The sequence below is a fragment of the Acetivibrio clariflavus DSM 19732 genome (assembly GCF_000237085.1).
In the GTDB taxonomy this organism is placed as follows: domain Bacteria; phylum Bacillota; class Clostridia; order Acetivibrionales; family Acetivibrionaceae; genus Acetivibrio; species Acetivibrio clariflavus.
On record NC_016627.1, the window covers coordinates 2,005,855 to 2,026,037 of the forward strand.

The following is a 20,183-nucleotide window of genomic DNA, read 5'->3' on the forward strand; positions in this document are numbered from 1 at the left end:
TTTGAGATAGACGGTAAAATTTACTGTTTACCTTAAAGGAGAGTACTTTATTTGGTTTAGATGTATGATTTAGGTAATTATACCATTTTGTTTGCACCTTACTCTGTGATATTATATTATAATATTTTAAGTTACTGATAAAACAAATAGTATACCAGTTTTTTTAATGTTAATTATTAAACTTATAGAAATCACCTGATTAGGAGTAAAGTTATGAAAAGAGCTTGTAAATTTCTATATGTAACTTTGATATTTTCTTCAATTTTGACAGCGTGTTCAAAGGAAACGGTTTCAAATAACTCTGATATGGGTCTTGAAACTCTTCAGCCGATCATTACTGCTGAGAAAGAGAAATTTAAAGGTTTTCAGATAGGATATAAGGATGATTTGGGGGGAACAATAATCGCTATAGAAAAAATTGACAAATATAATTTGAAGAACTTATCAGGAATATCCAGAAACGGCAGGTATTTTTTGTTTCATAACGCCGGTCAAACAGAGAGCGGCTTAGAAGACAATACCACACTGACTATATGGGATAATGAAGAAAAAAGGTATATGCCGAAGCTTCGGGAAAGCATGTACCGACTTTCAGGGGATATCCCATAATCGATGAAAAGGATCTAAAAGTATATTTTAGAGGAATAAAAACAGCTTATTATGTTGACTTTAAGAAGAACGAGACAGTGGATTTATTTCAAAAATACATCTTAAAGTATATGAAAGATGACGGTATCGATTGGGAAAATGTTAACGGCTTTGTTGACTGGCCGGCTTATGACAACGGAAATTTGTTTGTAAATGTTGTTTTTTCCGTTGATTCAAAGCAGAAATGCAAGCTATATCATATTAAGGATAATGAGTGTAAGGAAGTAAAGATAAAAATAAACGAAGAAATAGCTTATATGAGAAGTTTGGGTGCTATTGAAGGCAACAGGTTGATGTATAGAATAAATTCAAAGTTTTATATTATAGATTATGAAGGAAATGTGCTTGAGGAAAGGCTGTTGATTGATGATGAGATATTTAACACCTTGGGTGCATATAGAATGAGAGTATCCTATGATGGAAAGAAAATCCTCTACGAACTGGGAAAAAACCCTATTGATTTAAACATCTATGACTTAGAAACAGGAAAAACAAGAGTTTTATGCCCTGGTGGATATAATGACGGGGAATACGGGGATAAGGATACTTTTGAACTATATGGCTTAAGCTATATAAATTTATGGTCGGGAAACAATACAGTTATTGTCGTTATTGAACTTTATGATAAAGAATCAGGAAATCAAACAATCGTAGCCAAGGCTTTCGAAAGTGACTAGAATTACAGCTGTTCAAATCATCCGGCAGCAGTTTAAGGTATAGCTTAGTTGTAAAAATTATAAAAAATACTTGACTTATCGTAAAATTTAGAATAGAATGAGGTGTAAAGTATTTTACTTTACAGGTGTAAAAATGGATAAAATATATGAAATATCCCTTTTGTTAGATTTTTACGGACAGCTGCTATCAAAGAAGCAGTATGAAATATTGGATTTACACTTTAATAACGATTATTCCCTTGGGGAAATTGCCGAGCATTTTAACATAAGCAGACAGGGGATTTTTGACAATATAAAACGTGGGAAAGCCTATTTGTTAAACTTAGAAGAGAAGTTGGGACTTGTTAATAAATTTACCGAGCAGAAGGCAAAGGCAGAAAAAATTTTGGAATATATAAAAAAAATCAATAAAGAAAATATGAATAAGGAAGATATTGAATATTTAAAAAAGATAGAAATCGGAATAATGGATATAATTGAGAGTTGATTAAGAGTTATCTGTAATATTTGGTAAATATGTTCAGCAGAAAGTGAAACAGTTTGGAGTTATATGATTGCGGATAGCTAGGATAAAGATGAGGTGTCTGATATATGGTGTTTGAAGGACTTTCAAACAAGCTTCAGGAAGCTGTCAGGAAGCTTAAGGGTAAGGGAAGAGTTACCGAAAAAGACGTAAAAGAAATGATGCGTGAAATAAAGCTGGCGCTTTTGGAAGCTGATGTTAACTTTAAAGTTGTAAAAGACTTTATAGCTAAAGTTTCCGAAAGGGCAGTAGGGCAGGATGTTTTGGAAAGCCTTACTCCGGGACAACAGGTTATAAAGATTGTTCATGAAGAGCTTATAAATCTGATGGGACCCGGGCAAAGCAAACTTGTGTTTGCGCCCAAACCTCCTACTGTTTATATGATGGTAGGTCTGCAAGGTTCCGGTAAAACTACTACTTCAGGTAAACTTGCAAACCTTTTAAGAAAACAGGGTAAAAAACCCCTTTTGGTTGCCTGTGACGTTTACAGGCCTGCGGCTATCAAGCAGCTGCAAGTAGTTGGAGGTCAGCTTGGGGTTGATGTATTTTCGATGGGAGATAAAACAAATCCTATCGACATTGCAAAAGCAGCAATAGAGCATGCAAAATCCAAACAGTACGATTTGGTGATTATAGATACAGCCGGTCGTCTTCATATAGATGAAGCGCTAATGGATGAGTTAAAGAACATTAAAGAAAGCGTAAGACCTACTGAAATACTCCTTGTAGTTGACTCAATGACCGGGCAGGATGCGGTTAATGTTTCCGAGACCTTCAATGAAAAGCTCGGGATTGATGGAGTAATTCTTACCAAGCTTGACGGTGATACAAGAGGCGGAGCTGCTTTATCGGTTAAAACGGTTACCGGTAAACCGATTAAATTCATCGGTATGGGGGAAAAACTCAACGATTTGGAACCGTTTTTCCCTGACAGAATGGCCTCAAGAATTCTTGGAATGGGCGATGTGCTAAGTTTGATTGAGAAGGCCCAGGAAGCTTTTGATGAAAAGAAAGCTTTGGAACTGGAAAGAAAGATGCGTACTCAACAGTTTACGCTTGAGGATTTCCTGGAACAAATGCAGCAAATAAAGAAGATGGGGCCTTTAAACAAGATTTTAGGTATGATACCGGGAATAAATGCCGAAGCGCTTAATGCAATCAATACAGCAGACAGCGAAAAGGAACTTGCCCGTTTTGAAGCGATAATTAAATCAATGACAAAACAGGAGAGAAATGATCCTTCAATAATAAACGGCAGCCGCAGAAAGAGAATTGCAGCCGGCAGCGGTACTAAAGTCCAGGATGTTAACAAAGTATTAAAGAGCTTTGAAGAGATGAAAAAGATGATGAAACTTATGAATGATTTAGGCAAACACGGTAAGAAAGGATTTGGAAATAAATTCAGATTACCGTTTAGATAAAAATTGCAGCAAAACTTGTAGCAGGAGGTGAAAACAAATGGCAGTTAGAATAAGATTAAGAAGAATGGGTGCTAAAAAGAGCCCGTTTTATAGAGTAGTTGTTGCTGATTCAAGATTTCCTCGTGATGGAAGATTCATCGAAGAAATCGGTACTTACAATCCACTTACTGAGCCAAGTTCAATAAATATTGATATTGAAAAAGCACAAAAGTGGATTAAAAACGGTGCACAGCCAACAGATACTGTTAAGAAATTATTAAAGCAAGTTGGAGCTATACAATAATAAAAATGCAAAAATTAGGGTAAAAGAACGGGAGGTATGACTGAATGAAAGAACTTCTCGAAACAATTGCCAAAGCCTTAGTAGATTACCCGGATGATGTTCGTGTAAACGAAGTTGAAGGTGAAAAATCAATGATCCTTGAACTTACAGTTTCAAAGGATGATATGGGTAAAGTTATTGGAAAACAAGGTAGAATTGCAAAGGCAATAAGGACAGTTATGAAGGCAGCAGCAATAAAAGAAAACAAAAGAGTATCTGTAGAAATACTGCAGTAGTAAATGTGGGCAGGAACCATAATCTTGCCCGCATTTTATTAACTTAACATCCGAAAGGTAAAACAAACAAATAAATTCCTCTAAAATATAAGTACGACAGATGGCGGTGTAAACTATGTTACAGTATTTTGAAATTGGAAAAATTGTAAATACTCATGGAGTAAGAGGTGAAGTTAAGGTAATACCCTTAACTGATGAACCTAAAAGATATAACAAGTTGAAATCTGCCTATATATCCGATAAAATTTCTGAAAATATGCAAAAATATACTTTTGAAGGTGTAAAATATCATAAAAACTTTGTTATTTTAAAGATTAAAGATATTAACAATGCAAATGAGGCAGAAAAGCTAAAGGGAAAATTTATAATAATAAATAGGGAAGATGCAGTAAAACTGCCAAAAGACTCCTTCTTTATCTGTGATTTGATCAATTGTGAAGTTTATGATGAAAATGCCAATAAACTCGGTGTATTAGTTGATGTGCTTCAAACCGGAAGCAATGATGTTTATGTCGTTAGGAGAGAAAATAAAAAGGATATTCTTATACCCGCTTTAAAATCGGTGGTAAAGGAAGTTTCAATAGAAGATAAAAAAATAACTGTGGAGCTGCCTCAAGGATTGGTTGATGATGAGGTTTGATGTTTTAACATTGTTTCCTGAAGTAATTAATGCAGTATTAAAAGAGAGCATAATTGGAAGAGCACAGGAAAAAGGCATAATAGAAATTAATGCCGTTAACATAAGAGATTTTTCAAAAAACAAGCATAAAAAAGCTGACGATTACCCCTATGGAGGCGGCGGGGGAATGATAATGACAGCTCAGCCAATTTACGATGCTTATCTTTCAATTGTAAAGGATTTGGACTATAAACCGAAAGTAATATATTTAAGTCCTCAAGGCAGAGTACTTACCCAAGAAGTAGTTAAGGAACTGTCTGGTGAAAAACACCTTGTCTTATTGTGCGGACACTATGAAGGTATTGATGAAAGAATAATTGAAGAAATTGTTGATGAGGAAGTTTCGATCGGAGATTATGTACTCACCGGCGGGGAACTTCCGGCAATGGTACTGATTGACTCGGTAAGTCGTTTGATACCGGGAGTTTTGTCCACTGAAGAGTCCTATTCCAATGAATCCCATTACAATGGGCTTTTGGAATATCCGCAATACACAAGGCCGGTTGAATTTAACGGCCGTAAAGTACCAGATATACTGTTGTCAGGACATCATGCCAATATAACACGATGGAGAAGAAAAGAAGCAATTAAGCGAACATATCTGAAGAGGCCGGATTTATTCGAAAAATTTGAACCGAATGAAGATGATAAAGAGCTTATTGAGGAATTATTAAAAGAAATTAAAAAAGAAAATTTATAAAGGTAATGCTCAGCTGTTTGACTGTAATAAAGCTTAGTATTTTATCTTTCGCAAAAGATATTGATTATTTATTATGAAATAAAAAAAGTGGGACATGTCAATCAGTTAATTTATTAAAAAGTCCTTGACAATTATAATATTTTTATAATATCTTTTTGACTATGATTATGTAAATAATTTTAGAGAAAGAGGGAGTATAATGTTTTTGAAAAAAAGATTATTTATTTTTGCTTTAGTACTGATGATGTTGTTCATTAGTATGTGTACCGTAACTACTTTTGCAGAAATGAGTGATGAAGCAGAGCTAATTTCTGTAAATAGCAAAGTAGTTGATAATTTACCTACAGGAAATACAGTAAGGTATTACAAATTCGAATTGCCGGAACCCGGCAAAGTATACTTAAGCTTTGAACATAAAAATTTGGAAGACATATATATATACTGGGAAGTTACTATGTTTGACAGTTTGGAAAATGAAGTTTTGAAATTAGAATCAAAAGGAAGAGATACAACAAGTAAGACCATGAATGCTTATATCGACAAAGGTACATATTATATTCGTGTTCTAAATCCCAGTAGATTTGCTGCACATAGCAAATCCAATTATACTCTTTGTGTAAACTATACGGAAAACAAGGGTGAGTATGAAATTGAACCAAACTATAACTGGGAGCTGGCAACGGAAATTCCGGAAATAAACAAGCCTATTACCGGAAATATCAAATCATCTGGTGATGTTGACTTTTATAAAATTACATTACCAAACCCAGGAAAAGTAAACTTAGGTTTTAACCATAGTAATATAGAAAAATCATTTCCACACTGGAAGATTACCATGTTTGACAGTACAGAAAATGAAGTTTTATATTATGAATCAGACGGAACAAGTACAACCGGCAAATCGGAAAATGCTTATCTAGATGCCGGAACATATTATATCCGTGTTACATCTTATACCAGCTATGTGTATAGTAACGTTGATTACAGTCTTTGCGTAAACTTCACAGAATACCAGGGTGAGTATGAAATTGAACCTAACAACAGCATGGAAGAAGCTAGTTTAATTATTGACTTGAATGAACCGATTACTGGTAATTTAAGACATAATACCGATAAAGATTATTATAAATTTTCAATGCCTTTTACCGGTAAAGTGAATTTAGTGTTTAACCATTCAAATCTTGAAAGTTGGACTTCGCATTGGAAAATTGCCCTGTTTGATACAAAAGGAAACAAGATATATGAAATGGATTCTGCAGGCACGGATACAGAATTAAAATCAAAGGATATTAATCTTCAAATGGGCATATATTATGTCAGAGTAGAGCCTTGGTCAATCTATTCACACAGGTCTGTCGATTACACTCTTACAATAAAAGCAGAAAATTATTTTCCCATTAAGGTTTTATTAAACGGAAAACGAATTATTTTTGACCAACAGCCAATAATAGATAACGGTCGTACCCTTGTCCCTCTCCGTGCAATATTTGAGGCTATGAACGCAACTGTTTCATGGGATGACAAAACAAAGACGGTTACAGCCCAAAAAGGAGATATAGCTGTTGTAATGGTAATTGGTAACAATACAATGACAAAAAACGGAAATCAAATATTGTTGGATGTTCCACCTCAAATCTTCAACGGCAGAACATTAGTTCCAGCCCGTGCTGTTGCTGAAAGCTTTGGAGCAAAAGTAGATTGGGATGCCAACACCAGAACAGTTATAATTACACAATAAACAAGCAGAAATCTATTCATAATAAAGGAGTCTCAACCTTGATTAATGACAGCTTTTGAGACTCCTTTTATTGTTAAATCGTAGTTATTGATATTGTGATAAAAAGATAAGTTCAAGAACTTCCAATTTGTTGATTTAATAGGGTTTGGCTACTTCTATTATGTCAAACGGATAGGGTTCTTGAACTCTTTTATTCTCCAAAGTTATTGATTTTTTAGTGTCCGGTCCACATTAATCAATTACGAAAGTTAATATAATTACGCTTTGAAAATTCGAATAAACCTGGTGACAGAATTATTTTTTATAATTCCAAAATATTATTCAAAGTATGTATAGCGTATCTGATGTTAATGTATTAAAATCTAAAATAAGATTTTTTTTTTACATTTCACTGGAAGGGAGAACGGGGATGAATATTTTGATAGATCTATTTCTGACCTTTTTCAAAATTGGTTTGTTTACCTTTGGCGGTGGGTATGCAATGATATCCATGATTGAAAATTACTGTGTTGGGCAAAAAAAGTGGATCACCCATGACGAAATGATGAATGCGACGGTAATTGCAGAGTCCACCCCTGGTCCAATTGCCATCAACTGTGCAACTTTTGTCGGGTACAAGCAGGCGGGATTTATTGGTTCTCTTGTGGCTACATTCGGTATTGTACTTCCGTCTTTTGTGGTAATTTATATCATATCCATGTTTCTGGATGACTTTCTTAGGTTAACAATTATAGCAAATGCGTTTAAAGGTATCAAAATTGCTGTGGGCATTTTGATCTTGAATGCGGCAGTTATTATGATCAGGAAGATGCGAAAAAAATTTCTTCCAGGAGCCATTATGGTATGTTCCTTTATTGCTATGATGTTGATAAATATTTTTTCATGGAATTTCTCATCCATAAGTTTGATGTTGATTGCTGCTGCAGTTAACTTAGTTATTTTTCTTTTACAATCTTCCTCAGAGAAGAAAGGTGATGTTGCAAAATGATTTATCTGGATTTGTTCCTTGGCTTTTTGAAAGTTGGATGTTTAACCTTTGGTGGTGCCTACGGTGCAATTCCACTAATTCGTGATGTGGTTTTATCTTACGGATGGCTCAGCGATGAAACTCTAACCTATATGATCGCCATCAGTGAAAGTACTCCCGGCTCAATTATGGTGAATCTTGCCACCTATGTGGGCAGCAGTCAGGCTGGTTTTGCCGGTGCTGTCATAGCTACTGCGACGGTAGTGTTACCCTCGTTTATCATTTTCTTGCTGATAACTGCATTACTAAAAGCAGCACTGCAAAATAAATATGTACAAGCTCTTTTGCATGGATTGAAACCCTGTGTAATAGGTATAGTTCTTGCAACAGGTATCTATATGCTCTTGCGTAACTGTTTATCTGTGAAAACGAGTTTTTCTGTTGATGTCCGCGCAACTATCATTACAGTTGCTTTGTTTGCAGTAATATGTTCTTATAAAAAGATTGCAAAAAAGAGTTTGTCTCCAGTCATACTTATTGTTATTTCTGCTTGTTTAGGAACGATAGTGTATGGAATATAGCATACATAAAAATAAAAAAGCATAATTCATCCTTTGAAACAGTAAAAAAAGATATGTGAAATTAATGAAATTAATTACTAATCTAAAAAGGCCGGATTTATTCAGTAAATTTGAACCGGGGGAAGAAAATAAAGAACTTATTGATGAAGTTTTCAAAGAGATTGAAAAGATAAATGTAGATTGACACAAAAGTTAAAATGAATTAAAATTAAATGTGAAAATAATATGTTGATATATAGATATTATCTTCCAATTGTAAGCTTTATAATATTGAACCAATCACTTTATACACTTCACGACAAAGGTAAAGTAAAAAGGCAAATGCCGTATTAATATTCATCATTTCGTTGCAATTCTGACTGTTGTAATTCCGTGTAAACATAAAAATAAAAAATGCTGAAAAAAGAAAATATAAATTTATTTTTTTTATTAGGGAGAGTGATGTTTATGAAACGGTTTATATCGGGTATTACAGTCATTTTTTTTCTTTCTTTGGTGATGTCAATTCCTGCAGGCAGTGTAAAAATTTACGCAGAATCAGCAAAAAGTCTCTTCATAAATGAAGTAATGGCCGCAAACAAATCCTTAATAAGGGACGGAGACCTTGAAGATCCGGAATCGGGTAGCAAAGGCGGAGCTTTTTTGACTGGATTGAAATCTATAATGCTTCCGAACAGCCGATTGATTTGACAGGGTACAGCATTTCGGATGACAGTTTCGAATGGGTATTTCCTCAAGGTATTGTTCCTGCAAACGGATATTTATTGGTATGGGCATCGGATAAAAATAAGGTAACTCAGGATGGTCAGCTTCACACCAATTTCAAGATAAGCTCATCGGGTGAAACCATTACCTTGAAAAGCCCTGACGGCACTATAGTTGATTCGGTGAAAACCGCAAAACTTTCGGATGACTATTCCTACGGAAGAATTTACGACGGTTCGCCGGAATTAACCGTATTTTCCAAAGCTACACCGGGGAGTTCAAATACCGATGGAATCACGGCTGTTAGTGAACCGGTATTTTCTCATAAGTCAGGATTCTATACCGAGGAATTTGAACTTAAGCTAAGTACAGCCGAAAACAACTCAAAAATATATTATACAACCGACGGTTCCGACCCTGTTCCCGGAGAAGAAGGTACATACGAGTATTCCAATCCAATATCCATTAGGGCAGAATACTCTGCAAATTCCCTGCTAAAATGTTCAGTAATAAAGGCAGTTACTGTTAGGACCGACGGTATAAAAAGCAAAGTAATAACCCATTCTTATTTTGTGGATACGAATATAACCGACAAATTCGATCTTCCTGTTATATCTTTAGTCACCGATCCGGATAATCTTTTTGATCCTAATATAGGCATTTTTCATATTAACAACTTTATGAATAAAGGTAAGGAATGGGAGAGACCCATATATGTCGAGTTTTTTGAAAAAGACGGAACTTTTGGTTTCTCGAAGCAATGCGGTATAAGGCTACACGGACTAACATCAAGATTAATAGATCAAAAATCTATGCGCCTGTACGCGGACAGAGAATATGACGACTCTAAAAAGATTGAGTATAATATATTTCCCGGTCTTACCGATAAAACCGGTAATGAAATAACAACTTTCAAGCGTCTTATTTTAAGGAATTCCGGAACTGACTGGACCAGAACAATGTTTCGTGATGCCCTTGTACACAGCCTTGCTGCGGATATTAATCTTGATACTCAGGCCTACAGACCATGCATAGTATTTCTGAACGGTGAATACTGGGGATTGTACAATATTCGCGAGCGCTATGACAATATCTATTTTTCATCCCATTACAATGCGGACAAAGATAAAATTGCATTGCTTGAGTTTACGGTAGATTTTTCGCTTGAGGGAAAATTGGAAATCAGTGAAGGATCCCCCGAAGATGAAGAAGCTTACAAAAAAGACATTCTATATTTCCTTATGAACAATGATATTTCTTTGGATGAGAATTACAACCTTATCAGCACAAAAATGGATATTGACAATTTTATAGATTATCAAATAATAAACATTTTCAGTGCAAATACCGATTGGCCCAAAATTAATGTTGCCATATGGAAATACAAAACTCCTGACGGATTATACCATCCTGAAGCTCCCTATGGGCTTGACGGCAGATGGAGATGGGTAGTTAAAGATACAGATTATGCTTTCGGTATGATGGACATTAATCTTGTAAACCACGACACCCTTTCTAGCGTATCATATAGCAAACTTAATCCAAAGAGCAACTATGATCAACAAACGTGTCTTTTAGGGACATTGCTTCAAAACTCAGAATTCAGAAATAAATTTATCAACCGCTTTGCAGATCTTTTAAATACCGTATTTCAACCGGATTATATCAATACCAGAATTGATACGATGAAATCAGCTATAGCATCATCAATCCCTGACCAAATTACGCGTTGGGAAAGCATTAAGGACTGGGATGGCAAGGTAGAAGTATTAAAATACTTTGCCGACAATCGAAATTCAGTTGTAATAAAACACATTGAATCCAGATTTATGGACTTTGGCGTTAACGGCAATTATAAAATTACTTTAACGGCAGATAACTCAAAAGGGTATATAAGAATAAATTCAATCGATTTGAAATCATCAACACCGGGAGTCAATTCTCCTGAAAACTGGACCGGAAAATACTTCAACAATGTACCTGTTACATTAAAAGCAATTCCTCAGCCGGGATACGTATTTGACCATTGGGAAGGTATTAGCGGGGAAATTGCAAAATCTGACACCATCACATTGACTTCTGAAGATGATTTGAATATTACAGCTGTATTTGCTGAAAAAGCGGATCCAACCAATAAACCTGTTGTTACACCGACTCCGACGGATTCAACTATTGTGACTCCTACTCCAACGCCGACACAAGACTTTATATATGGTGATGTTAACGGCGACAGAGAAATAAATGTTTTTGACTATGCTTTTTTAAAAAAATACTTGCTTGGAATGGCCAGTGCTGATGATATTGATACAAGAGCTGCAGATGTCGATCTTAACGGTAGTGTTGACTCAATAGACTATGCTTATATGAAGCAGTATCTATTGGGGATTATTAAGAGACTTCCTGTAAATAAATAAGATATTAATGGTTATAAATAAATATAAAATTTAAAGTACCTTAGACCATGCCTCTTTCAATCCGTTTGAAAGAGGCATAATTTCTGCCGTTCTATAAATTTTTATATAAAACCTTTATCGAAAAAAAAATAAATTCGTATAAAAAAGATTTTCACAGGACTGTAAATAAAATATAATTAAAATAAAGAAATTAAAAAAGATGAAGATAAATGGAGGATTACAATGAAAACAAAAGTAAGCAAGCCAAGCAGAAAACTTTATTTTGTGTCTTTGGGGTTATTATTACTTGGAATGGTATTGTTTTTTATTGTTTTAATACAAGGTATTTATTCAACTATAAATGTTTTAGACACTAGAATTATTGTGCCGGGAACAAGCATTATTGAGCTTAGGGAAACCGGAAAATACTCCGTATTTTGGGAATATGAAAGTGTTATTGACGGGAAAGTATTTCAAACAGACAGTATAAACGGTTTAAAATGTACCTTAATGAAAGTCAATACAGGAGAATTAATTACTCTTGAAAACCCTTCAGTAAATTCAAGTTATTCTGTGGAAGGACGGGAAGGCAAAAATATATATGAATTTAATATTTCTGAAGCAGGGAAATATGAGTTGAAAGCCTGGTACGAAAACGGTAAAAGCGAAGAGACGGTTTTGGCAATCGGCAAAGGATTCGGTATGACCATTGTCCGTACAGTATTAATCAGCACTATAATATTGTTTGTCACATTGGGGACATCTATTTCTATTTTTATAATAACATTTAGAAGAAGAAAGGCAGAATCAGTGGAAGAATTTATGGAATAAAAAATGATTTTAAGGTTCTTGGAGATAACTTTGTATTTATTTTTGCTGAAAGTTTAATTTTTTATTGTTTAATTTACGATAAACCGGGTAAAAATATACTAAATTAAAAATTAGAAGTTAAACTTCTACTTTGGAGGTGCTGATTATGCATGACAAGAATAAAAAGGCGAAAAAGAAAATAAATAATAATTCATCGTCAGAAAATGCTAAGAGGGATATAAAAAATAATGTTCAATATAAAGACATGCCGGTTGAAATAGCGTGTTCACCTGAATTTCCACAAGGGTGTATCACAGTTGATGATGAAATTGACCTATAATTCTTAAAATCTATTAAACAGATGAATTGGTGTACTTTAGACTTGAAGATTGATATTCAATCAAATCTTTAACGATAAACGGATAAGAATTAAATATTGGTTAATAGTTGACTGCAGAAAAATAATAATTATTAATAGTTTGGATTTAAAACCGAAAAAAGAAGTTGCTGTAATAAAATCCTGATTTTTTAGGATTTGAGGGAGTAGAACTCCTTAAACAGCAACTTTTTGTCGTTTATAAACTGTCAAATGATTACCTGCTATGACTTAATGTTTTTTATATATCTTGTATATTGCAAAAAATCTTATGTATAGTATAATATTTTTGCAATATCAAAGATTTTTGATTGCAATATTGATTTTTGGGGGTTCTAAATGAAAAAACAAACTATTGAAAAAAATTTGACAGAAGGCAATGTTGCATTACAACTTATAATGTTTGCGCTACCTTTTATGTTATCTAACTTTATTCAAGCTCTCTATAATGTGGCGGATATGTTAATTGTAGGCAAATTTGCCGGGACTGAAGGAATTTCAGGAGTAAATATCGGTGGACAGGTTACTTTTATAATAACCAATATAGTTGTAGGATTGAGTGTCGGTGGAACCGTTGTTATTGCACAATATCTCGGTTCGGGAGACAGAAAAAGTATGGATGAATGCGTAAAAACGCTCATTACATTCCTTTTTATTACTTCAATTGCTGTGACTGTAGTTATGATTTCTTTATCAGATGTTTTTCTTGAACTGCTCCGGACACCGAAAGAATCCTATCAACAGGCAAAAAGCTATCTTAATATAACTTTGATGGGAACTATATTTATTTTTGGTTATAATGGTTTTTCAGCCATTTTACGCGGTTTGGGCGACAGTAAACGTCCGTTGATTTTTGTTACTATTGCTTGCGGAGTGAATGTTGTTCTTGATTTGCTGTTTGTAGGTGTTTTTCGTATGGAAGCTGCGGGAGCGGCCCTTGCAACAATTATATCCCAGGCTATAAGTATGTTTGCATGTATTATATATATAAAGAGAAGCGATATAGGTTTTGATTTTAAACTGAATTCCTTCCGCATGTATAAGGAAAGATTGCTTGTAATGATGAAAGTTGGAATGCCTGTTTCAGTACAAAATGTTATTGTAAATTTTTCTTTCCTTGTACTTACTGCAATTGCCAATGGAATGGGGGTAAGTGCATCAGCAGCAGTTGGAGTAGTTGGTAAATACAATGGATTTGCCATTTTACCGGCTATTGCAGTAGGATCCTCAGTATCGGCAATGGTAGCCCAAAATGTGGGGGCCGGTTTGTTTGACCGTGCAAAGAAAACATTTCATACGGGATTCGTACTTTCATTTATTATATCATTGGTTGTGTTCATATTTACTCAATTGTTTCCTGAGCAAATTATCAGTGTATTCGGAAAAGATGACCCAAAGATGATTTCTGATGGTGTAAATTATTTAAGAACATTTTCCTTTGATTATCTGATAGTACCTGCTGCTTTCTGTTTGAATGGATTAATAACCGGTGCAGGTCACACAGTGATTTCATCAATCAGCAGTATAATGTCATCCATTGGTTTTAGAATACCCTTTGCCATTTTACTGGGGGTAACTCTTGATAAAGGGATGCTGGGTCTCGGTATTGCGGCACCTCTTGCATCTTTAGGAACAACAATTTTTGTATTCATATACTATCTGTCAGGAAAGTGGAAAGTAAGTACGGTGGTTAATAAACAAGAAATGGGCGGAATGGAACTGGAGCTATCAAATTAATAGTTAATTTTGTTATCAATTTTTATATTATAATAGAAATAAATAACCCAATAATTGGACAACTATTTCTTACGGTAGGAAAGTCCGTTATTGGGTTTTTATATTTAAATTTTTTAAAGAAAAACATTTTTACTATATTATCTTTAATCATGCTATTCTTATCAGTTGCTGCTGTTTCAATTATATTTTATAAAACAAGTATAAAATTTCTAATACTTTATTAACCAAACAGGTAATATTGTTTTTATATGTAAAATATGGTATTATTAAAGGCAAAGTAGTTGTCAAATGAAAATTTCAATACATTTTAATAATCGATTTATTCCTGAGCTTGAGGGAAATTTAAGAACAAATGAAAATACAAAAATGCGAATTTTACTGGGTAGGAACAGTAAGGTTATTTTTTTGTAAAATTTATTAAAAATCAGCGATTAGGAGGGTCATAATGAAAGATAATAAAGAGCAATGCAACCATAAATACATCATAGATTATTCATTCCGAAAGCCTAGTCTGTTTTTTCATAGTCTTCCCTGTGATATTTGCAAGCAAAGCATAAATTTAAGTTTACCATGGCGAATCATTTATTGGATTGTAGATATCATGGGGTTTGTATTAGCATATATAGTATCAACTTCTGTTCATATAAAATTCTTAGGCAATACGTTTATTGCTTCGATTCTTATTTTTGTTTTGCTTATTTGGTTTGTTCAGTTAATAATTAAACTTATTTTTAAGTACGGAAAATGGGTTGAGGTAGCAAAGAAATAAGTTAAATGTATTTTTTAGCTCTTTATTTAGTAAATAGAAATTTAGTTTAAAAAGGTTTTGTTGGGTATAAAAAGGCATTGTTTGGTAAATACACAAAACAATGCCTTGTGTTTTACGAGATAAAATAACTGAAATACAATAAACTTTGAAACATCAGCCTAATATTACCGGTATACCTTTTTCCTGCAAGTATTTCTTTACTTGTCCTATAGTAAATTTCCTGAAGTGGAAAACTGAAGCTGCAAGGAGAATTTCGGCACCGCCTTTAACTATAGCTTCATAAAAATGTTCCAGTTCACCGGCTCCTCCAGATGCAATAACCGGTATATTGACAACATCTGAAATTGCTTTTATAAATTCCAGGTCATATCCGACTTGGGTACCGTCACCATCCATACTTGTAGGTAAAATTGTCCCGGCTCCCAGGTCCTGACACATTTTTGCCCATTCGACAGCATCCTTGCCGGTACATTTGGTTCCGCCTGAAACAACCAACTCAAAGCCCGATGGCATTTCCTTGTTCCTTTTTGCATCAATTGCAACAACAATCTTATCGGAACCAAATTTTTGTGCCCCTTGTTTAATTAAATCGGGATTTTTAACAGCGGCACTATTCATTGAAACCTTACTGGCTCCTGCTTCAAGAACCATTTCTATGTCATTAACTGAAGAAATGCCTCCTCCTACTGTCAACGGTATGCTAATATTTGACGAAACCTTTTTAACCCATTCCAGCCTTGTGGAACGATTTTCCAATGTGGCTGCAATATCTAACATTGCAAGTTCATCAGCACCTTCATTTTGATAGAATATGGCATTTTCAACAGGGTCACCGGCATCCTTTATATTTTCAAAATGTATCCCTTTTACAACTCTTCCGTCTTTCATGTCAAGACATGGCATAATTTTTACAGTTTTCATAAATACTCCTTTCAAAATTACATAATTATTTTTGGTTTATGTTGGTGATAAAAGTGTTATGTAAATATTTAAAAATTAATAATATTTCAAAATAAAGCTTGTTTATAGAATTTTTTCCTTAGCTTAGATATAAAAAGTTTATCATATAAAAACCGCTTGCAGCAATAGTTTTTGGAAAAACCTTAACAAAAGTAATTGAAACTGCTTTTAAGAAGCGACAAGGAATGGGGAATAAATATAAAATTTAAATTAGCTAAAGAAGGATTTTTAAATATTTAGTCGAAATATTTTATAAAGGCATTACTTAAAATATTTGGATACAACAGTTTGATTATAGTAACATCTGGAATGGATAAATAAGAATTCTTTTATAATTATTATATTTGTCTTGTTATTTTCAATACTTATTGGAATGTCAAATTCTTTTATTGTAACAGCAACAATAATCTCAAAATAAATACAAAGGGCAATTTTGAGCAATCAATAAACAATACATATAATGCAAGTTTATATTATACCATAGCTATAAATAACGCTACTTTTCAAGCTTAATTCAAAGATTTGCTACAAAAACAATACAAGGAGGAAACTCAATATGAAAAGGAATTCTTATCCCAAAGTACTTCATCTGTTACTGGTCGCATTCTTAATTCTAGCTCTATTGCCTGGCTGTGCACAGAAAGTTGACTCAAGCGTAAAAGATAATGAATCCAAGTTATCCACTACAACAAATGCAACTACAAAAACTGAACCCGTACAGCAATCCAATGACAATACAGCAAAAGGTAATGTTGTAAAAGTTTCGCTTCCAATTGTTCCGCCATTGATTAATGAGAATAAAACAGGAGCTATTGTGGATTTGGTTAAGGCTATGGCAGCTGAATATAAAGACGGTGAAGTAACTATTGATGTTTATCCGATGGCCCGTTCAATAGAGAATATCATAAGTGGAACTGCAGATTGCCATTGTCCGTATATTAAAAATCATAATGTTGCAGACAGCGATAATTTATTCTACTATACTACCGAAGAATTCGGAAAGGTTATCTTTGTACTTTATTCAAATAAAAATGTTACCGGGTTAACACCTGAAAACGTGATGAGTGGAAAATATAAAGTTCAAATACAACCGGGACATAAAGAGTATCTTGGCGACTTGCCTGAAGCAACAATTGAATCGGGTTTGCAAATGGTTGATTCGGGTAGAATTGATGGATATATTGCAGCAATGAGTACCTGTGACCAAATAATTAAAGCAATGCAACTCAAAAATATAAAAAGGCAGTATTATGATACTTTTGAAACAGCTATAATATTTAAGAAAACTGATGATGGAAAGCAAAAAAGAGATATATTCAATACTTTGATCAAGAAAATAAAAGAGAATGGTGAATATGACAGAATTATGGGTGAATTAAACAGCAAAGAAGTGTTTATTCCTGATGCGGAATAGTAAATCATAAAGTTATTTATTCGTATAAGCAATACAAAGTAGCTCAAAACGTCCTTAAAGAGAACAGATTATTTTGGGGAATGTCTGAACAGCAAGACATTCCCTTTTGTAATTTATGTGCGTCCAGTAAATTGATGTAAAATAGCAATATAAATAAAAAATCTTGTGTATAGTGGTAAATATTTGATAAGATTATTTTAAATAATTTCTTAGGCAGATATGTAGTAGGAGGAATGGCGGTGAAGCACTCATATATTTTTGAAGAAGGCAACTGGAAAGCCGAAGGTCTATATTTTGACCATGAGAATAATAAGGTTGAAGTTTATGGAAAAACAACAATCCAACATTTGAAAGATGAATGGGTTTTGGATGGATTTATGGAGCTGAAAACAGAAAATCCGGAAAGATTTTTTAATAAATATTCAATAAAACCGATATCAGATAAAAAAGATTATACAGAATGGACATCGGAGAATCCGGCATTGGGTAAACTGATTGGTAAATTTATGATTATTGGAGATACTATTTTGTCATCCTATATTTCCGAAAACGGCATTTATTCCGGTACAGAATGCTTATATAAAATTGATGAAACCAAATATCTAAACAGGGGCTTTGCTTTTAATGGAGAAAACAAACTTTCATCGTGGGAAGTCACGTTGGAACGTATTTAGATTCAGTAATTTATTTTATATTAGACAAAATAGTTAATTTAGGAGATTAAATTTATGGAAGATAAGTATAAACTAGGGTTGTTTTTAGATCCTGGTCGAGAGAAATTAAATGCGATAAAATATTTAAGCAAAACAGCATTAGCAAAATATCAAACTTTATTATATAAGTTGATAGACTGTATATACGATATTCAAAATAATAAAGTATTAACTCAATCCCATCTTAGTCTCCTTGAGGAAGGAATGAGGCAGCCATTGGAGCTGATATTCTCTGAGTATTCGGGGAAATATGCGGCGAAGCTTTCTCATAACTTTAATGAACCTAAAGAATTATTTTATAAGTTAGCTAATGATAGCAATAGCAAAATCCGTTTTAATGCCGTTACATTAATGTTATGCAAACCTACAGAAGATGTAATAGAATATGTTTTGTCAAAATGTGTTAATGATAAAAGCAGTAGCGTCAGAAGAAAAGTTGCTGATGTCTGCTGTAGGTTAAATCAGGTAAAAATGATTGGAATATTGGAAAATCAGTTTGCTTTGGAAAAAAATGAATCAGTGAGACGTTCAATGGATTTTTCAATAAGATTGCTTAGAGACGGCTACATTTTAGAAGAAAAAGATACGGATATGTGTAATCTTTTAGTTGAGACATGCGAAGGAGAAATACTCGGTGTAATCTTAAAGAAGAGTGTTATCAGTGAATTCGGAATAAAAGCTATTGTTGAGATGATTCGGCGAAACGGTGGATTACCATCAACACTATCATAATTATACATTGTATGCTATATTTTGTTACTCATGAAGAAGGTTTTGATAAGAAATAATGTTTCAAGATATTATGTATTTTGTTTAAGGGACAATTTTGAACATATAAAGAACAAAGGAAATGATGTAAAGGAAATTAAACTGTAAAACTGAGTTTTGAGGATATAATTTAATATTTGTGTATTCCTGGAGGAACAGCAATGGAAGTCAGGATTGAAAGAGCAAAATTGGAGGATGCGGAATTAATACTGGAAGGTCAGAGAAAATGCTTCTTGCCTTTATTAGAGAGGTATCAGGATCATGACCTTAACCCATGCAATGAGAAATTGGAAAGTATTCAAAAGAGCATTATTGAACATTATTTTTATAAAATCTTAGTGGATGGGAAATTTTCAGGAGCTGTATATGTTTGTGCTGAATTTTTCACCAAAGACACATTGATTTGAGGGAGGACAATGAAATGGAATGCAAAAGCTTGGAGGAAGTTCGAAACAATATTGATAAAATTGATAACCAAATAGTTAAGCTTATTGCTGAAAGGGGTTTGTTTGTAAAACAGGCATCAAAATTCAAAAAAGACAGCAGCGATGTTAAAGCTCCCCAAAGAGTAGAAGCAGTTATTCAAAAAGTGAGGACTTTGGCAGCAGAGTATGGTGCAAATCCTGATATGATAGAAAAGATATACAGAGTCATGATAGAAGGTTTTATAAACATGGAAATGGATGAATTTAAGAAAAGTAAAGGATTTTAAGGAGATATTTTTATTTGTGGTAAGGAAGGCTATACTTAACCTTTTTAGAAAATATGAGGACTTAAAATATTCGATTTTTAGGAGAATTTTAGCGTAATTGATAGGCTTAAAAAGCAAAAATTTCAAAAAGTAACCGAAAAAAATGCAAATATTAAAACCAAAACAGATCTTTTGAGAGATGTGCTGATTGAAATATAAAAAGTAATTCTTAAAATAAAACAAAAATTTCTGTTGTTCTTTCTCTGCGTGAGACTGATTTTCGGAAGTGAAAAAAGCAGGGAAATTGTTCAGCGACTATTATGGAATGCAAAAATAAAGTTGATATAAGAAGCGA

General features: G+C 33.6%; 23 protein-coding genes. 22 read left to right on the plus strand and 1 reads right to left on the minus strand.

Features of this window, described 5'->3' with window-relative positions:
* Window positions 1–213 precede the first annotated feature (213 nt).
* From CLOCL_RS08565 to CLOCL_RS08635, 17 genes are all read left to right on the plus strand, one after another.
* Window positions 214–609, plus strand: coding sequence for a hypothetical protein (locus CLOCL_RS08565; RefSeq protein WP_014254952.1), 396 nt, complete (start codon window positions 214–216; stop codon window positions 607–609).
* A gap of 77 nt (window positions 610–686) precedes the next feature.
* The gene (locus tag CLOCL_RS08570) at window positions 687–1,325 is read left to right on the plus strand and encodes a hypothetical protein (protein ID WP_027621489.1); all 639 of its coding nucleotides are present in this window, start codon (window positions 687–689) and stop codon (window positions 1,323–1,325) included.
* Window positions 1,326–1,458: 133 nt separating this feature from the next.
* Window positions 1,459–1,812 (plus strand): YlxM family DNA-binding protein, encoded by a 354-nt coding sequence (gene ylxM, locus CLOCL_RS08575; RefSeq protein WP_014254954.1) that lies wholly within the window; start codon window positions 1,459–1,461, stop codon window positions 1,810–1,812.
* A 104-nt stretch (window positions 1,813–1,916) separates the two neighbouring features.
* Window positions 1,917–3,269, plus strand: coding sequence for a signal recognition particle protein (gene ffh / locus CLOCL_RS08580; RefSeq protein ID WP_014254955.1), 1,353 nt, complete (start codon window positions 1,917–1,919; stop codon window positions 3,267–3,269).
* A gap of 37 nt (window positions 3,270–3,306) precedes the next feature.
* Window positions 3,307–3,552, plus strand: coding sequence for a 30S ribosomal protein S16 (gene rpsP, locus CLOCL_RS08585; protein ID WP_014254956.1), 246 nt, complete (start codon window positions 3,307–3,309; stop codon window positions 3,550–3,552).
* Window positions 3,553–3,596: 44 nt separating this feature from the next.
* Window positions 3,597–3,827, plus strand: a complete 231-nt coding sequence (locus CLOCL_RS08590) for a KH domain-containing protein (RefSeq protein ID WP_014254957.1) — start codon at window positions 3,597–3,599, stop codon at window positions 3,825–3,827.
* 115 nt (window positions 3,828–3,942) lie between these two features.
* The gene (rimM, locus tag CLOCL_RS08595; RefSeq protein WP_014254958.1) at window positions 3,943–4,467 is read left to right on the plus strand and encodes a ribosome maturation factor RimM; all 525 of its coding nucleotides are present in this window, start codon (window positions 3,943–3,945) and stop codon (window positions 4,465–4,467) included.
* Window positions 4,457–5,206, plus strand: coding sequence for a tRNA (guanosine(37)-N1)-methyltransferase TrmD (gene trmD / locus CLOCL_RS08600; RefSeq protein WP_041715030.1), 750 nt, complete (start codon window positions 4,457–4,459; stop codon window positions 5,204–5,206). Before rimM ends, trmD begins: the two co-directional genes overlap by 11 nt.
* 199 nt (window positions 5,207–5,405) lie before the next feature.
* The gene (locus CLOCL_RS08605; RefSeq protein WP_014254960.1) at window positions 5,406–6,944 is read left to right on the plus strand and encodes a copper amine oxidase N-terminal domain-containing protein; all 1,539 of its coding nucleotides are present in this window, start codon (window positions 5,406–5,408) and stop codon (window positions 6,942–6,944) included.
* A 409-nt stretch (window positions 6,945–7,353) separates the two neighbouring features.
* Window positions 7,354–7,932 (plus strand): chromate transporter, encoded by a 579-nt coding sequence (locus tag CLOCL_RS08610; protein ID WP_014254961.1) that lies wholly within the window; start codon window positions 7,354–7,356, stop codon window positions 7,930–7,932.
* A complete protein-coding gene (locus CLOCL_RS08615; RefSeq protein ID WP_014254962.1) occupies window positions 7,929–8,492 on the plus strand; it encodes a chromate transporter in 564 nt (187 codons plus the stop codon). The genes CLOCL_RS08610 and CLOCL_RS08615 overlap by 4 nt, the downstream gene beginning before the upstream one ends.
* 447 nt (window positions 8,493–8,939) lie before the next feature.
* Entirely contained in the window at window positions 8,940–9,182 is a 243-nt protein-coding gene (locus tag CLOCL_RS23130) for a hypothetical protein (RefSeq protein ID WP_052306586.1), read from the plus strand.
* Window positions 9,179–11,611 carry a CotH kinase family protein gene (locus CLOCL_RS08620; protein ID WP_052306587.1) on the plus strand — a complete coding sequence of 811 codons (2,433 nt, stop codon included), beginning with the start codon at window positions 9,179–9,181 and terminating at the stop codon, window positions 11,609–11,611. Before CLOCL_RS23130 ends, CLOCL_RS08620 begins: the two co-directional genes overlap by 4 nt.
* Before the next feature lie 222 nt (window positions 11,612–11,833).
* A complete protein-coding gene (locus CLOCL_RS08625; RefSeq protein ID WP_014254963.1) occupies window positions 11,834–12,421 on the plus strand; it encodes a hypothetical protein in 588 nt (195 codons plus the stop codon).
* A gap of 145 nt (window positions 12,422–12,566) precedes the next feature.
* Window positions 12,567–12,740 carry a hypothetical protein gene (locus CLOCL_RS22505; protein WP_157834835.1) on the plus strand — a complete coding sequence of 58 codons (174 nt, stop codon included), beginning with the start codon at window positions 12,567–12,569 and terminating at the stop codon, window positions 12,738–12,740.
* 375 nt (window positions 12,741–13,115) lie between these two features.
* Entirely contained in the window at window positions 13,116–14,513 is a 1,398-nt protein-coding gene (locus tag CLOCL_RS08630; protein WP_014254964.1) for an MATE family efflux transporter, read from the plus strand.
* A 445-nt stretch (window positions 14,514–14,958) separates the two neighbouring features.
* Window positions 14,959–15,282, plus strand: a complete 324-nt coding sequence (locus CLOCL_RS08635) for a hypothetical protein (protein WP_014254965.1) — start codon at window positions 14,959–14,961, stop codon at window positions 15,280–15,282.
* 153 nt (window positions 15,283–15,435) lie between these two features.
* Here CLOCL_RS08635 and hisF read toward each other — a convergent pair whose 3' ends face one another.
* Entirely contained in the window at window positions 15,436–16,203 is a 768-nt protein-coding gene (gene hisF, locus CLOCL_RS08640) for an imidazole glycerol phosphate synthase subunit HisF (protein ID WP_014254966.1), read from the minus strand.
* A 595-nt stretch (window positions 16,204–16,798) separates the two neighbouring features.
* Between hisF and CLOCL_RS08645 the strand changes: the two genes are divergently transcribed.
* From CLOCL_RS08645 to CLOCL_RS08665, 5 genes are all read left to right on the plus strand, one after another.
* Entirely contained in the window at window positions 16,799–17,656 is an 858-nt protein-coding gene (locus tag CLOCL_RS08645) for a substrate-binding periplasmic protein (RefSeq protein ID WP_014254967.1), read from the plus strand.
* Between the two features lie 239 nt (window positions 17,657–17,895).
* Window positions 17,896–18,330, plus strand: a complete 435-nt coding sequence (locus CLOCL_RS08650) for a hypothetical protein (protein ID WP_014254968.1) — start codon at window positions 17,896–17,898, stop codon at window positions 18,328–18,330.
* Window positions 18,331–18,384: 54 nt separating this feature from the next.
* Window positions 18,385–19,101: a HEAT repeat domain-containing protein gene (locus tag CLOCL_RS08655; RefSeq protein ID WP_014254969.1), complete on the plus strand. Its 717-nt coding sequence runs from the start codon at window positions 18,385–18,387 to the stop codon at window positions 19,099–19,101.
* A 197-nt stretch (window positions 19,102–19,298) separates the two neighbouring features.
* On the plus strand, window positions 19,299–19,544 hold the full coding sequence (locus tag CLOCL_RS08660) for a hypothetical protein (protein ID WP_014254970.1): 246 nt from the start codon (window positions 19,299–19,301) through the stop codon (window positions 19,542–19,544).
* A 14-nt stretch (window positions 19,545–19,558) separates the two neighbouring features.
* Window positions 19,559–19,849: a chorismate mutase gene (locus CLOCL_RS08665; protein ID WP_014254971.1), complete on the plus strand. Its 291-nt coding sequence runs from the start codon at window positions 19,559–19,561 to the stop codon at window positions 19,847–19,849.
* Window positions 19,850–20,183 lie beyond the last annotated feature (334 nt).

What these genes read in the sequence shown, in the direction of transcription:
- CLOCL_RS08565 (WP_014254952.1), top strand. Translation starts at nt 214, where the DNA reads ATGAAAAGAGCTTGTAAATTTCTATATGTAACTTTGATATTTTCTTCA.
- ylxM (WP_014254954.1), top strand. Translation starts at nt 1,459, where the DNA reads ATGGATAAAATATATGAAATATCCCTTTTGTTAGATTTTTACGGACAG.
- ffh (WP_014254955.1), top strand. Translation starts at nt 1,917, where the DNA reads ATGGTGTTTGAAGGACTTTCAAACAAGCTTCAGGAAGCTGTCAGGAAG.
- rpsP (WP_014254956.1), top strand. Translation starts at nt 3,307, where the DNA reads ATGGCAGTTAGAATAAGATTAAGAAGAATGGGTGCTAAAAAGAGCCCG.
- CLOCL_RS08590 (WP_014254957.1), top strand. Translation starts at nt 3,597, where the DNA reads ATGAAAGAACTTCTCGAAACAATTGCCAAAGCCTTAGTAGATTACCCG.
- rimM (WP_014254958.1), top strand. Translation starts at nt 3,943, where the DNA reads ATGTTACAGTATTTTGAAATTGGAAAAATTGTAAATACTCATGGAGTA.
- trmD (WP_041715030.1), top strand. Translation starts at nt 4,457, where the DNA reads ATGAGGTTTGATGTTTTAACATTGTTTCCTGAAGTAATTAATGCAGTA.
- CLOCL_RS08605 (WP_014254960.1), top strand. Translation starts at nt 5,406, where the DNA reads ATGTTTTTGAAAAAAAGATTATTTATTTTTGCTTTAGTACTGATGATG.
- CLOCL_RS08610 (WP_014254961.1), top strand. Translation starts at nt 7,354, where the DNA reads ATGAATATTTTGATAGATCTATTTCTGACCTTTTTCAAAATTGGTTTG.
- CLOCL_RS08615 (WP_014254962.1), top strand. Translation starts at nt 7,929, where the DNA reads ATGATTTATCTGGATTTGTTCCTTGGCTTTTTGAAAGTTGGATGTTTA.
- CLOCL_RS23130 (WP_052306586.1), top strand. Translation starts at nt 8,940, where the DNA reads ATGAAACGGTTTATATCGGGTATTACAGTCATTTTTTTTCTTTCTTTG.
- CLOCL_RS08625 (WP_014254963.1), top strand. Translation starts at nt 11,834, where the DNA reads ATGAAAACAAAAGTAAGCAAGCCAAGCAGAAAACTTTATTTTGTGTCT.
- CLOCL_RS22505 (WP_157834835.1), top strand. Translation starts at nt 12,567, where the DNA reads ATGCATGACAAGAATAAAAAGGCGAAAAAGAAAATAAATAATAATTCA.
- CLOCL_RS08630 (WP_014254964.1), top strand. Translation starts at nt 13,116, where the DNA reads ATGAAAAAACAAACTATTGAAAAAAATTTGACAGAAGGCAATGTTGCA.
- CLOCL_RS08635 (WP_014254965.1), top strand. Translation starts at nt 14,959, where the DNA reads ATGAAAGATAATAAAGAGCAATGCAACCATAAATACATCATAGATTAT.
- hisF (WP_014254966.1), bottom strand. Translation starts at nt 16,203, where the DNA reads ATGAAAACTGTAAAAATTATGCCATGTCTTGACATGAAAGACGGAAGA.
- CLOCL_RS08645 (WP_014254967.1), top strand. Translation starts at nt 16,799, where the DNA reads ATGAAAAGGAATTCTTATCCCAAAGTACTTCATCTGTTACTGGTCGCA.
- CLOCL_RS08655 (WP_014254969.1), top strand. Translation starts at nt 18,385, where the DNA reads ATGGAAGATAAGTATAAACTAGGGTTGTTTTTAGATCCTGGTCGAGAG.
- CLOCL_RS08660 (WP_014254970.1), top strand. Translation starts at nt 19,299, where the DNA reads ATGGAAGTCAGGATTGAAAGAGCAAAATTGGAGGATGCGGAATTAATA.
- CLOCL_RS08665 (WP_014254971.1), top strand. Translation starts at nt 19,559, where the DNA reads ATGGAATGCAAAAGCTTGGAGGAAGTTCGAAACAATATTGATAAAATT.